This is a genomic window from Rahnella sp. R3(2024), from assembly GCF_042920125.1.
Lineage (GTDB): Bacteria > Pseudomonadota > Gammaproteobacteria > Enterobacterales > Enterobacteriaceae > Rahnella > Rahnella rivi.
This window is the reverse complement of record NZ_JBHGBU010000001.1, coordinates 696,583-709,875: the sequence shown is the minus strand read 5'-3', so window position 1 is coordinate 709,875 and position 13,293 is coordinate 696,583. Positions and strand designations below refer to the sequence as shown.

Genomic DNA, 13,293 nt, shown 5'->3' with positions numbered 1-13,293 from the left:
TCAGCGGACAGGGAGCTGTACCCAAAATTATAAATCGGCGTAATTAAGTGGTGTCGGTAATGAAGAAAAAAACAGTGACACGGCGTCTCGCCGTCATGTTGGGCACCTTGTGTCTGACGGGTTTAACAGGGAATTACGGGGTCATCGCGGCAGACAAACAGCCGGAATTTAACTGGAAAGCGGCGCCAACCGAGGAGATGCGCGCCAGCATGACATTACGGGATGCTATCTTGCGGGCGTTTGCGCGAAACCCGCAGATTTCAGAAGCATCGGCGCAAATCCGCGTGGGGAAAGGCAATCTGGATGAGGCGAAAAGCGCCTGGTATCCGCAGATTTCATTACAGGGCACGGCGGGAAAGTCGCATCAGACTGACTCGGCGGGCAGCCTGAGCAACAACGCGTCAGCCGGCGTGCAACTCAGCCAGCTGCTCTACGATTTTGGCCGCACCGGCGGCAGCATCAGTCAGCAGGAACATCTGTCTGACGCCTACCGCTATTCCCTTTACAGCACGATGACCGACGTGGCGCTGAGCACCATGCAGGCCTATCTCTCGGTGAAACGTTATCAGGCGCTCAGCGTCGCGGCCCGTGACAACATCGCCTCTCTTGAGCGCGTGCGGGACACCGCCAGACTGCGCGCCGATGCCGGGCTGAGCTCGCAGTCTGACGTTTTGCAGGCTGAAACCCGCATTGCGGGCATGCGGGCGACCGTCGAACAATACCGCGCCCAGCAACGTTCCGCGCAGGCACAGCTGACGGTGCTCACCGGCGTGGTTGCCGACAACTTACCGGATCTCCCTCAAAGCCTGCTCGATCAGAAAGTCACACTCGACAAAATCCCCTACGAAAACAGCACGCTGGTGCGCGCGGCGCAGGCCAAACAGCAGGCGGCGATCGAAGAAGTCAATCAGACCGAGGCGCAGCACTGGCCGACGCTGAAAGTTCAGGCAGGGCGCACGCGCTACGAAAACACCGGCGGCGGCGGGTCTTACTGGGACGATCAGGTGCAACTGGCGGTGGATGCGCCGGTGTATCAGGGCGGCGCGGTCAGCGCCAAAGTGCAGGCGGCGGAAGGCCAGCGGCAGGCGGCGCAGGCCGAAGTGGAAAAAGCCAAGCTGGACATCAACCAGAAAGCCTCAACGGCCTATGCCGACATGATCGGCGGGCAGCAGCGCAACGTGGCGGGCGAGGAACAGTTTGCCAGCGCGACGCACACCCGCAGCGTGTATCAGGACGAATACAAACTCAGCAAACGCAGCCTGAACGATTTACTCAGCGTCGAACAGGACGTGTTTCAGGCGGATACGTCGCGCATTGGCGCGCTCTACGACGGCTGGGACGCCACCGTGCGCTACGCCGCCGCCGTGGACAATCTGGTCGATATGCTGGGCATCGATCGTCAGAAACAAACAGGTGACACCATTCCGACCCTCTGACATCCGGGGCCGTCGGGAGTTAGCCAGAAGCATTCGATACCGAGGTTGAAATGAGCAATGAAGCAGCAACACCTTTGTCGATCGACGTCTGGATAAGCGCCATGGGGCGCGTGGCCGAATCATTCGGTAAGCCAGCCGATCCGCTTTATCTTCGCCAGCAAATGCGCTGGTTCGAACATCAGCCCCTGCGCCGCCAGCTCGACCGCCTCAGCGGCCTGATGGGGTTGCAGGTGGGCATGGTCAGCTGGAATCAGGTGCGCTGGCGCCAGGAAGTGCTGCCCGCCGTGGTGACGCTGGCGCAGGGCGGTATCGCGGTACTGGAAAATCTGCATGACGACGGCACGGTCGATTACTGGCTGAGCGACGGCGGGGATTTACTGCGTTCGGCGGAACTGGCGACGATGCTGGAACAAAGCAGCGGCCCGGTATTTTTAGTCGGCGTGGCACCGCGTGGCCGCGACCAGCGCATCGACCAGTTTGTTCAGCCGCACAAAAAACACTGGTTCTGGGCCAACTTCCGTGGCTCGGGGCGCAAAATCGCCGAAATCTCGCTGGCTTCTATTCTCGGCAACGTGCTGGCGCTGGCCGGGATTTTGTTCTCCATGCAGGTCTACGACCGCGTGATCCCGGCGCAATCTTACCCGACGCTGTGGGTACTGTTTTTCGGCGTGGTGCTGGCGGCGGGGCTGGAATATGTCATCCGCCTGATGCGTACGCTGGTGTCTGATTTAATGGGCAAGAAGGTCGATTTAAAAGTCTCCTCGCTGTTCTTTGTGCGGGCGATGAACATCAAAAACGATGACCGCCCAAAATCCACCGGTTCCTTTATCTCTCAGCTGCGCGAAATCGATCAGGTACGCGAACTGCTGACCTCCACCACCATCAGCGCGGCGGCAGACATGCCCTTCGTGCTGCTGTTCCTCGGCATTATGTTTTTCATCGGCGGCCCGCTGGTGATCATCCCGCTGCTGGCGATCCCGCTGATTGTCATTCCCGGCATTCTGATCCAGTGGCCGATGGCGAAACTGGCGAAAGAAGGCATGCGCGAAAGTGCGCTGCGCAACGCGGTGCTGGTGGAAACCATCGAAGGCATCGAAGACATCAAAGCCTTGCAGGCCGAAGCCTATTTTCAGCGTCAGTGGGAACAGACCCATGAAGTGAGCGCGGCGGTCGGCATGAAGCAACGGGTGTGGGGCGCACGGCTGACCGGCTGGGCTTCCACCGTGCAGCAACTGACTTACGGCGGCATGCTGGTGTTCGGCGTGTATCTGGTGCTCAGCGGCGATATCACGACCGGTACGCTGGTGGCGAGCAGCATGTTGTCCTCGCGCACCATCGCACCGCTGATGCAGCTGACCATGGTGTTCTCCCGCTGGCAGCACGCCAAAAGCGCCATGCACGGGCTGGATGAACTGCTGAAAAAACCGGTGGATCGCCCGGCGGATGCCGAGCTGTCGCACTGCCCGACGCTCAGCGGTCACTTCAACGTGCGCAATCTGCAATACACCTACGACAAAGAAAATGCGCCGAACGTGCTCGGCATCGGCCAGCTGGAGATCAAGCCGGGCGAGCGGGTGGCGATCCTCGGCAAAGTCGGCGCGGGGAAATCCACGCTGCTGAAGCTGCTCTCCGGCCAGGCCAGCCCGTCGCAGGGCAAAATACTCATCGACGGCGTAGACATGAGCAAAGTCGAACCGGCAGATATCCGCCGTCAGCTCGGCTACCTGTCGCAGGACTCGCGGCTGTTCTTCGGCACGCTGCGTCAGAACCTGATGCTGGGGTATCCGCATGCCACCGATCAGGAGATGTTGCAGGCGCTGCGCATCAGCGGTGCGTTGTCGATGGTGCAGGCCGACGCCTCCAGCCTCGATAAAATCATTAATGAAGGCGGGCGCGGGCTGTCCGGCGGCCAGCGGCAAATGGTGATGCTGAGCCGGATGATCCTGCGCAATCCGCAGGTGGTGCTGATGGATGAACCGACCGCCTCCATGGACGAACAGCTGGAAGAGTACGTGATCCGCCAGCTGCACACCTGGCTGGTAGGAAGGACGCTCATCGTGGTTACGCACCGTCCGGCGCTGCTCAAGCTGGTGGACAGAATCGTGGTGATGGACAACGGGCGCGTGGTGGCCGACGGGCCGCGCGATAAAATTCTGGCGACCGCCGCCGGCAATACCCCCGCACCTGCCGTTGCGGCAGCCACCGATAACCGACAAGGCGCAGCCTGAGCTGCTGAGGATCCCGCATGGCACACTTAACATTGCATGATGAACTGGAAGCCGAAGGTCGCAAAGTCTCGTGGATTATCTGGGCGTCGCTTGCCAGCCTGCTGATTTTTATCGTCTGGGCGCGCTTCGCGGTGCTGGATGAAGTGACGGTCGGCACCGGCAAAGTGACGCCGTCGAGCAAAGCGCAGCAAATTGATTCGCTCGACGGCGGGGTGATTTTGAAGCTGATGGTGCAGGAAGGATCGGTGGTGAACCGCGGGCAGTTGCTGGCGCGGCTCGACCCAACCCGTTCGCAGTCAAACTTTGGCGAGGCGGCCTCCCGCGTGCGGACACTGCGCGCCTCATCTGAACGCCTGAGCGCAGAACTGACCGGCGCGCCGCTGAAATTCAGCCCGGAAACCATGAAATCACCGGAGCTGGTGGCCCGTGAGCGGCAGCTGTATTTATCTCGCAAACAGAACCGCGATGAGACGGTCAGTAACCTTCAGCAGTCGCTGAAACTGGTGAACGACGAAATCAATATGACCCAGCCGTTGGTTTCCAAAGGCGCGGCGGGGCAGGTGGAAGTGATCCGCCTCAAGCGTCAGGCCAGCGAACTGCGCGGGAAAATCGACGATGCGACAAATCAGTACGCGGTGCGTGCCCGTGAAGAGCAGGTGAAAAACAACGCCGATCTCGATGCCGAAACGCAGGTGATGGCCGGTAAAGAAGATCAGGTCACCCGCTCCGAGCTGTATTCGCCGGTGCACGGCATCGTCAAAGATATTCAGGTGTCCACCGTTGGCGGCGTGTTACAGCCTGGCGGCAAACTGATGGAAATCGTACCGATTGAAGATCAGTTGCTGATTGAAACCCGCATCAACCCGCGTGACATCGCCTACATCCGCCCCGGTTTACCGGCAACGGTAAAAATTTCCGCCTACGATTCGTCGATTTATGGCGATCTGGAGGGCAAAGTCGAAGGCGTTTCGCCGGACACCTTGCAGGATGAAGTGAAGCGCGATCAGTATTATTACCGCGTCTATGTCCGCACCGACAAAGCCTTCCTGACCAACAAAGCAGGCCGCCAGTTCCCGATTGTGCCGGGGATGGTGGCGAACGTGGACATCAAAACCGGCCAGAAAAGCGTGCTGGATTATCTGATTAAACCATTGAATAAGGTGAAGGAATCATTGAGGGAGAGGTAAGGAGCAGGGCGCGGGCGTCGGCCCACACCGACCAGAGGGAGAATAAACCTTCTCCCTCCGGGCGCCCGCGTTTTTCAAAACAGGTGATCCGCGCGGCCAGAGGCTTTTAAAGCGTAACCTCATCTTTTCAGATCTGAATAAACTGCCATTGGCCGGGCTTGATCAATTCAAGGTGTGGAGCACGTGCAAAAGCGTTTAACGCTTCTGTATGTACGTCAGCGCCAGCGCCACGGCCAGAACCAGACCTTTGATGATATCCATCGCGTAATACGGCACCGACAGCATCACCAGCCCGTTCGACAGCACGCCTAAAATCACCGCGCCCAGCAAGGTGCCCAGTGCATTCGGCTTGCCGGAACCGGCCAGCGAGAAACCGATGTAGGCGGCGGCGACGGCGTCCATCAGGTAGCCGCCCCCGGCGTTGACCTGCGAAGAGCCGATACGTGATGCCAGCAGGATCCCGCCAGCGCCCGCCAGCACGGAGGAAATCACATAAGCGATGACGCGGTAGCGCGCGGTGCGGATCCCCGCCAGACGTGCGGCCAGCGGGTTACCGCCGATGGCGTACATGCGGCGCCCATGTTTGGTCAGCGACATAAACAGTTGTACCGCCACCGTCACCACTGCCATCACGATCACAATCACCGGCACCTGGCCGAGCAGGCTGAACACAGCAGGTACCGTGCCTTCGGCCATGTCGCCGCTGGGCAGGACCATGTTTTCGGTGATTGAACCGCCGTAGCTGTAGGTCATCGCAGCACCCTGGATCACAAACAGGCTGGCGAGGGTGGCGAGCATGTCAGGGATTTTGAGGATGACGATCAGGAAGGCGTTGAACAGGCCGACCAGCGTACACAGCGCCAGCGTGATCAGAATGGCTTCGGTGGTGCCGAAACCGTGCCAGACGAACATCGAGATCACCAGCGCATTGGCGAGGGAGGCGGTTGAACCGACCGACAAATCGAAACCGCCGACTGCCAGAGAAATCGACACGCCGATCGCAATCACCGTCACGATGGCGATGGAGCGCAGAATATTAATGATGTTGGACGGTTCGAGGAAGTTGTCCGAGGCGATGCCAAAACCGGCGATCAGCAAAACCACGGTCAGCAACATGCCCCATTTATATAAAAATTCAAACAGCTGATGACGCCACGGCTGGCGGGCGTCGGGCAGGTTTTCTTTACTCACCACGGCTTTGTTCACGCGGGTGTTCCTCCGGTTGAATAGGTTAATAAGGTTTCTTCGTCGACGTTGGCGGCATCGAGTTCGGCCACAATGCGGCCGTCCCACAACACCAGAATGCGGTCGCATAAACCGACCAGTTCGGCGAACTCACCGGAAGCATAAATGATGCCTTTTCCCTGTTGCGCCAGGCCGTCGATCAGCCTGAACACGTCCGTTTTGGCCTTGATGTCTACGCCTTTGGTCGGTTCGTCAAAGATCAACACCTGACTCTCACTGCGCAGCCATTTCCCGATCGCCACCTTTTGCTGGTTGCCACCGGAAAGCCGTGCCAGCTTTTGCATTGGCCCGGAAGCGCGAATGCCCAAGCGGCTGATAATGTCTTTTGCCCACGACAACGCGTGTTGCCGGTTGAAAATACTCCAGCGTGAGAAGCTGTCGTCGGCGGTGACGCTCAGGTTCATCGGAATATCTTCATCAATGAAAATGCCTTCCTTGCGCCGTTCTTCCGGCACCAGCGCCAGCCCCTGTTCCACGGACAGATGCGGTTCTTTCGGTTTCCAGGGTTTGCCGTTCAGTTCACCGCTTTCCACCTGACTCGGCGTCGCGCCAAACAGCGCCTTGCACAGTTCGGTTTTACCGGCACCGGCCAGCCCGGCGATCCCGAGAATTTCGCCACGATGCAGGCGCAGCGAAATATCCCGCAGTTTGTCTTTATCGTGCATGCCGTGGATATGCAGCAGCGTTTCACCGCTGTGCGGCGGGCGGCGCGGCGGATAAATATCGTCGAGCTGATGGCCGATCATTTTCTCAATAATGTGCTCATTGCTCAGGCCGTCCATGCTGTCATCACTGACCAGACGCCCGTCGCGCAGCACTGTCATGCGGTCACAGATATCGCGCAGTTCATGGATGCGGTGGGAAATAAACACAATCGCCATACCGGCGGCTTTCAGCTTGCGCACCAGCGCAAACAGCCGCGCGCTTTCCGCCTGATCGAGCGGGGCGGTGGGTTCATCAAGGATCAGGAAGCGGCATTTATGCGATAACGCCCGCGCCAGCAAAATCAGCTGTTTCTCCGCCAGCGTGCAGCTTTCGATACGCGCGCGCAGGCTGATGTTCAGCCCGAGCTGCTCAGTCAGCAACTGCGCCTGACGGTAAAGCTGCGGCCAGTTGTGCAGATGGCCCGGCTCGGAAAGGCGGTCGAGCATGATGTTTTCCGCGACATTCAGCGTCGGCACCAGCGCGACGTCCACTTCCTGTTGTACCAGATGAATGCCGTGCTCGCGGGCGTGATGCGGCAGGCGCAGGTTAACGGCTTCACCGTCAATGCTGATCTGCCCGGAATAATGGTCGTGCGTGCCGGAAAGCACGGCCATCAGTGTCGATTTACCCGCTCCGTTTGCGCCGACCAATGCATGGACGGATCCGCCTTCCAGCGTGAAATCGACCTGGCGCAGGGCGGGGAAACCCGCAAATGAAATCGAGATATTACGCATCTCGAGAATAGAGGATCTCACGCTAGGGGTGCCTTTTCAGATGTCCGGGAGGATGCTTAGACGTTTAGCCGTCCAGATGCTTTTTGATTGCAAATTTTTAACATATCGCGGGGATTAAGCAAGGGATTAAATGGGATAAGTAAGAGAGAAAAGTTCTAAACAGATGGGATTGTGGGTTGGTGCCCATTTCGGCTTTAAGGTCAAAACCTTGGGCTCGCCGCCCAAACGGGCCTTAAGGTCAAGACCTTGGGCTCGCCGCCCAAACGGGCCTTAAGGGGGGCTTATCGCCGCCCCCCTTAAGAATCCCAGGCTCTTTCACTGCGCGCTACCGCTGGCAGGCTATATTCCAGCGGCTCAGGCTATTGCCGCAAAATCCCGCCGCTGTGCGGTACCCTCCGGTCGGGTTACAACCCGCGCAAAAATACGCGCGGTTTTCCACCTCTCCCTTCGGCGTGATTTTTGAGCGCGGCCAATGGCATTTTTAAAGTCGAAACGATGTGTTTGATTCTGCTTTCCTCCTTCCACATTGCAGTGGGAGGAGAAAAACATTTGTTTTACATAGCCTTTGGCCGCGCTCAAAACGACGTCGAATGAACGGTGAGAAACCGCGAGGGTGTTTTTCCGAGCGGGTCCGAACCTGAAATGAGAGGACCGCGCAGCGGCGGCGTTTGCGGCAATAGCCGGAGTTTCTGAAACATAGCCAGCGCGCGGATCACGTGTTTTAAAAAACGCGGGAGTCCAGAGGGAGAAGGTTTATTCTCCCTCTGGTCGGTGTGGGCCGACGCCCACGACCTTGAATTGGTTTTAAGCGTAAGAACCATAACCCGATGCCCACGACCTTGAATTGGTTTTAGCGCTTTCCAAAGCGGAATCAGGCCGCCGCCTCATCCCTCTCTGCGGTTTCCTGCGCTTTCAGCCAGGCGATTTCCTCGCCCCAGATCTCCGGTTCCACCGTTTCAAGGATCATCGGGATGCCGTCGAAACGCGGGTCGCGCATGATCCAGCCGAACACCGTTTTGCCGATGTTGCCTTCGCCCAGGCTGTGATGGCGGTCAACGCGGCTGTTGAATTCACTTTTGGCATCGTTGAGGTGCATGCCGCGCAGGTACTCAAATCCGACCACATCGCTGAAATGTTTAAAGGTGTTTTCACACGCTTCCACGGTGCGCAGATCGTAACCCGCCGCGAAGGCGTGGCAGGTGTCGATGCAGACGCCAACGCGGTTTTTGTCTTCCACGCCTTCAATGATTTTTGCCAGATGCTCAAAGCGAAAGCCCAGATTGCTGCCCTGACCGGCGGTGTTTTCGATGACCGCCGTGACGCCCTCAGTCTGCGACAGCGCAATGTTCAGCGACTCGGAAATGCGTTCGAGGCATTTGTCTTCGTCGATTTGCATCAGGTGGCTGCCCGGATGGAAGTTCAGCAGCGACAGCCCCAGCTGTTCACAACGTTGCAGTTCGTCGAGGAACGCCTCGCGGGATTTCTCCAGCGCGTCGGTCACCGGATGGCCGAGATTAATCAGATAACTGTCGTGCGGCAAAATCTGATTGCTCTGGTAACCGTATTTCTGACAGGCCGCTTTGAATTTTTCGATCACGTCTTCCGGCAAAGGTGCGGCTTTCCACTGACGCTGATTCTTGGTGAAAAGCGCAAAAGCCGTGGCTTCCAGCTCGTGCGCCCTCAGTACGGCCTGATCAACACCGCCCGCCGCACTTACGTGTGCTCCCACAAACTTCATTTTTGCTCCTCAGTTATTCATCGCGTTAATGAAAGGATGATAGCGCCTTGGCGAAGGAGGCGCAGCACTGAAGTGTAAAAGCCGTCACATCTGCGCAAAAAGATGATGCACCAGCTGGTTAATGCCCGCGCCACCAACAATCAGCCAGATGAACAGTATCGCGGCCAGCAGCATCGGTTTCAGCCCCGCCTGACGCAGTGCGCTCAGGTGCGTGGTCAGACCGAGTGCCGCCATCGCCATGGCCAGTAAAACCGTGTCGAGCGTAATCAGTGCCGGGATCCAGCTGTGCGGCAATATATCCAGTGAGTTAAACGCCGCCACCAGAATAAACAGCAGCGCGAACCACGGAATGGTGATGTTACGCATGCCAGGGTTCTGGCCGCCTTGTTGCACCGCACTGCGGGATTTCCAGCCGGAGAGCAGCAGCAGGAAAGGGGCCAGCATCATCACGCGGATCATTTTGGCGATCACGGCGGCGTTTTCAGCTTCCGGGCTGACGCCCTGACCGGCGGCGACCACCTGTGCCACTTCATGCACCGTTGAACCGGTGTAAATACCGAACTGCGATGCCGTGACATTCAGCCAGTGATAGTGCGCGTTAAGCTGCCACAACCACGGATACAGAAAGATAGCCGCGGTGCCGAAAATGACCACGGTGGCGACGGCGACCGTCACTTTTTCCGCTTTGGCGTTCAGCACCGGCTCCGTCGCCATCACGGCGGCGGCACCACAAATACTGCTGCCCGCGCCGATCAACATCGACGTATCGCGGTCTAATTTAAATACCCGCTGTCCCAGCCAGCAGGCGAGGGCAAAGGTGGAGCACAGCATCAGGGCGTCGATCACAATCCCGGTCGCCCCGACGTCGGCGATTTGCGCGAAGGTCAGCCGCAGGCCGTAGAGGATGATGCCGAGGCGCAGCAGGCGCTGTTTCGCCAGCGTCACCCCCTCTTCACACCAGGGTTTCGCCGCCGGGTACAGCGTATTGCCAATCACCATGCCAATGACAATCGCCAGGGTCAGCGCGCTCAGGCCAAGATGGCTCAGGGCGGGGAAATCGCTCAGCCAGACCGACAGGGCGGTGATAGCGCCGGTCAGCGCCAGGCCGGGTAACAGGCGGTTAAGCCGGGTGTGTTTCTCAATGCCGGGCTTCGGGAAATGGGGGGTAAGCGTCTGGATTTTGTTCATCGTCCTTTCCTCGTTGAGGCGTGATGAGACAAGGCTACGCCGCCCTTATATAAAAATGAAATTGATTATAACTTTATAACCTATCGCTAAAACTGGTATAAGAAAGGCAGACGAACAGGGCGGGCTGACCGACGGTCTATACTGAATAAAGCAAGCGCGTTGTCAGGCGCGTGAGAAGAGCGGGACATTTATGCACATTACATTGCGACAACTTGAAGTGTTTGCCGAGGTGCTGAAAAGCGGCTCGACCACACAGGCATCGGTTGTGCTTTCACTTTCACAATCTGCCGTCAGCGCCTCGCTGGCCGATATCGAAAACCAGCTGGGCGTACAGTTATTTGACCGCGTCGGTAAGCGACTGGTGATTAACGAACATGGCCGCCTGCTCTATCCGAAGGCGCTGGCGTTGCTGGAACAGGCGGGCGAAATCGAGCGCCTGTTCAACCATGACAACGGGTCATTGCGCATCGGGGCCAGCAGCACCATCGGTAACTACATGCTGCCGGCGATGCTGGCGGAATATCGTCTGGACTTCCCGGCGACGCCGCTCGAACTCAACGTCGGCAATACCAATGATGTGATCAACGCCGTGGCGGATTTCCGTGTCGATCTGGGGCTTATCGAAGGCCCGTGCCAGATGCCGGAACTGATCACCCAGCCGTGGCTGGACGATGAACTGGTGGTGTTTGTTGCGCCGGAGAATCCGCTGGCAACGCATCCGGTGACGCTGGATGCGCTGGCGCGTGAGCCGTGGATTTTACGTGAACGCGGTTCCGGTACGCGTGAAGTGCTGGATCACCTGCTGCTGCCGCAACTGCCGGATTTTAATCTGGTGATGGAACTGGGCAATTCCGAAGCGATCAAACATGCCGTGCGCCACGGTATCGGCATCAGCTGCCTCTCGCGGCGGGTGATTGCAGAGCAACTCAGCAGCGGGACGCTGGTGGAAATTCCGCTGCCGGTCGGGCCGTTGGTGCGCAAACTTTACCTGATCCACCACCGGCAGAAGCATATTTCCAGCGCGTTATCGCGGTTTTTAACGTATTGCCGGGAATCGCAATAACGGTCTTTCGCTAATGATCTGCGGCCTGTTATGAAGGTGTCTTATAACAGGTCGTTCCTGCTATTCAGAGCAGCAGGTTTTGCTACAATCCGCGCTTAAATTTTATAATGACGAGCGGATATAGGGAAAAAATGGCTCAACAACCTACAAAAACTACGCAGGTAGCACCTACACTGCGTCGCGAGCTGAAGGCACGTCACTTAACGATGATCGCCATTGGCGGCTCGATTGGTACAGGGTTATTCGTTGCCTCCGGCGCGACGGTTTCGCAGGCAGGCCCGGGCGGCGCACTGCTCTCCTACGCGTTAATCGGCATCATGGTGTACTTCCTGATGACCAGCCTCGGCGAGCTGGCGGCGTTTATGCCCGTCTCAGGCTCATTCTCCACCTACGGCTCCCGCTATGTAGAAGAAGGGTTCGGTTTCGCACTGGGCTGGAACTACTGGTACAACTGGGCGGTGACCATCGCCGTAGACCTCGTGGCCTCGCAGCTGGTGATGAACTACTGGTTCCCGGACACGCCGGGCTGGATCTGGAGCGCCTTGTTCCTCAGCCTGATCTTCCTGCTGAACTACATCTCGGTGCGCGGTTTCGGTGAAGCCGAATACTGGTTCTCGCTGATCAAAGTGGTCACGGTCATCATCTTTATCGCCGTCGGCGTGTTGATGATCACCGGTATCATGCGTGGTGGCGAAACGGCGGGCTGGCACAACTGGGCCATCGGCGATGCGCCGTTTGCCGGTGGATTTGCCTCGATGATAGGCGTGGCGATGATCGTCGGTTTCTCCTTCCAGGGAACTGAGCTTATCGGCGTGGCGGCGGGCGAGTCTGAAAATCCTGCCAAGAATATTCCACGCGCGGTTCGTCAGGTCTTCTGGCGCATTCTGCTGTTCTATATTCTGGCGATTCTGGTGATCAGCCTGATCATTCCTTACACCGACCCGAATCTGCTGCGCAATGAAGTGGGCGATATTTCCGTCAGCCCGTTCACGCTGGTATTCCGTAATGCCGGTCTGCTGTCGGCAGCGGCGGTGATGAACGCCGTGATCCTGACCGCCGTGCTCTCCGCCGGTAACTCAGGCATGTATGCGTCAACCCGTATGCTGTTCACGCTGGCCAGCGAAGGCAAAGCGCCGCGCATATTTGCTAAATTGTCCAAAGGCGGCGTGCCGCGCAACGCGCTGTATGCCACCACCATCGTGGCCGCGTTGTGCTTCCTCAGCTCGATGTTTGGTAATCAGACCGTTTACCTGTGGCTGCTGAATACCTCGGGGATGACCGGCTTTATTGCCTGGCTGGGTATCGCCATCAGCCATTATCGTTTCCGTCGGGGTTATGTGTCGCAGGGACGTGATCTGAAAGATCTGCCGTATCTCTCCGGCTTCTTCCCGTTCGGACCGGTATTCGCCTTTGTGTTGTGTCTGATTATTACTCTCGGCCAGAACTATCAGGCATTCCTGAAAGACACCATCGACTGGTACGGCGTTGCCGCCACCTACATCGGGCTGCCGCTGTTCCTCATCATCTGGTTGGGTTATAAGCTGACTAAAGGCACCAAAGTGGTGAAATACAGCGAGATGGAATTCCCGAAATACGTCGAGCCACCGCGCAAAGACGCGAAGTGATATTCACCTCTTTCCTGCGGTGATTGAAGCGGAGCTCAGGCTCCGCTTTTTTTATGCCGCTTAACGCGCCCCCCTCGCCACATCACGTAATGCTTTGTTACCTCAGCATTGTTTCGTTTCGCAGCAACTATAGGTAGGCTTGAT

9 protein-coding genes are annotated in these 13,293 nt (G+C 57.9%); 5 read left to right on the top strand and 4 right to left on the bottom strand.

The window, feature by feature from the left end; translation table 11 throughout:
- The first annotated feature begins 59 nt into the window (after nucleotides 1-59).
- Genes ABSH60_RS03090 through ABSH60_RS03080 form a run of 3 tightly spaced genes read left to right on the top strand, consistent with a single transcriptional unit; the run spans nucleotide 60 to nucleotide 4,851 of the window.
- Nucleotides 60-1,436: a TolC family outer membrane protein gene (locus tag ABSH60_RS03090; RefSeq protein ID WP_183847735.1), complete on the top strand. Its 1,377-nt coding sequence runs from the start codon at nucleotides 60-62 to the stop codon at nucleotides 1,434-1,436.
- Nucleotides 1,437-1,486: 50 nt separating this feature from the next.
- Nucleotides 1,487-3,664 (top strand): type I secretion system permease/ATPase, encoded by a 2,178-nt coding sequence (locus ABSH60_RS03085; RefSeq protein WP_217203196.1) that lies wholly within the window; start codon nucleotides 1,487-1,489, stop codon nucleotides 3,662-3,664.
- A 17-nt stretch (nucleotides 3,665-3,681) separates the two neighbouring features.
- Nucleotides 3,682-4,851 (top strand): HlyD family efflux transporter periplasmic adaptor subunit, encoded by a 1,170-nt coding sequence (locus ABSH60_RS03080; protein WP_390972644.1) that lies wholly within the window; start codon nucleotides 3,682-3,684, stop codon nucleotides 4,849-4,851.
- A 195-nt stretch (nucleotides 4,852-5,046) separates the two neighbouring features.
- Here ABSH60_RS03080 and ABSH60_RS03075 read toward each other — a convergent pair whose 3' ends face one another.
- The 4 genes from ABSH60_RS03075 to ABSH60_RS03060 all read right to left on the bottom strand — a co-directional run bounded on the left by ABSH60_RS03075 (nucleotide 5,047) and on the right by ABSH60_RS03060 (nucleotide 10,461).
- A complete protein-coding gene (locus ABSH60_RS03075) occupies nucleotides 5,047-6,042 on the bottom strand; it encodes an ABC transporter permease (RefSeq protein ID WP_056782371.1) in 996 nt (331 codons plus the stop codon).
- Nucleotides 6,043-6,053: 11 nt separating this feature from the next.
- Nucleotides 6,054-7,535, bottom strand: coding sequence for an ATP-binding cassette domain-containing protein (locus ABSH60_RS03070; RefSeq protein WP_390975666.1), 1,482 nt, complete (start codon nucleotides 7,533-7,535; stop codon nucleotides 6,054-6,056).
- A gap of 871 nt (nucleotides 7,536-8,406) precedes the next feature.
- Nucleotides 8,407-9,273 carry a deoxyribonuclease IV gene (gene nfo, locus ABSH60_RS03065; protein WP_390972642.1) on the bottom strand — a complete coding sequence of 289 codons (867 nt, stop codon included), beginning with the start codon at nucleotides 9,271-9,273 and terminating at the stop codon, nucleotides 8,407-8,409.
- Between the two features lie 84 nt (nucleotides 9,274-9,357).
- On the bottom strand, nucleotides 9,358-10,461 hold the full coding sequence (locus ABSH60_RS03060; RefSeq protein ID WP_390972640.1) for a YeiH family putative sulfate export transporter: 1,104 nt from the start codon (nucleotides 10,459-10,461) through the stop codon (nucleotides 9,358-9,360).
- Nucleotides 10,462-10,651: 190 nt separating this feature from the next.
- Here ABSH60_RS03060 and yieE point away from each other — a divergent pair, with 190 nt between their 5' ends.
- Complete coding sequence (gene yieE / locus ABSH60_RS03055) at nucleotides 10,652-11,524, top strand: DNA-binding transcriptional regulator YeiE (protein ID WP_056782324.1); 873 nt, start codon at nucleotides 10,652-10,654, stop codon at nucleotides 11,522-11,524.
- A 131-nt stretch (nucleotides 11,525-11,655) separates the two neighbouring features.
- The gene (locus tag ABSH60_RS03050; protein WP_217203202.1) at nucleotides 11,656-13,149 is read left to right on the top strand and encodes an amino acid permease; all 1,494 of its coding nucleotides are present in this window, start codon (nucleotides 11,656-11,658) and stop codon (nucleotides 13,147-13,149) included.
- Nucleotides 13,150-13,293: the final 144 nt, after the last annotated feature.

Bases quoted from the DNA above. Each gene is read 5' to 3' on its own strand.
- ABSH60_RS03090 (WP_183847735.1), top strand. From the start codon at position 60: ATGAAGAAAAAAACAGTGACACGGCGTCTCGCCGTCATGTTGGGCACC.
- ABSH60_RS03085 (WP_217203196.1), top strand. From the start codon at position 1,487: ATGAGCAATGAAGCAGCAACACCTTTGTCGATCGACGTCTGGATAAGC.
- ABSH60_RS03080 (WP_390972644.1), top strand. From the start codon at position 3,682: ATGGCACACTTAACATTGCATGATGAACTGGAAGCCGAAGGTCGCAAA.
- ABSH60_RS03070 (WP_390975666.1), bottom strand. From the start codon at position 7,535: ATGCGTAATATCTCGATTTCATTTGCGGGTTTCCCCGCCCTGCGCCAG.
- nfo (WP_390972642.1), bottom strand. From the start codon at position 9,273: ATGAAGTTTGTGGGAGCACACGTAAGTGCGGCGGGCGGTGTTGATCAG.
- ABSH60_RS03060 (WP_390972640.1), bottom strand. From the start codon at position 10,461: ATGAACAAAATCCAGACGCTTACCCCCCATTTCCCGAAGCCCGGCATT.
- yieE (WP_056782324.1), top strand. From the start codon at position 10,652: ATGCACATTACATTGCGACAACTTGAAGTGTTTGCCGAGGTGCTGAAA.
- ABSH60_RS03050 (WP_217203202.1), top strand. From the start codon at position 11,656: ATGGCTCAACAACCTACAAAAACTACGCAGGTAGCACCTACACTGCGT.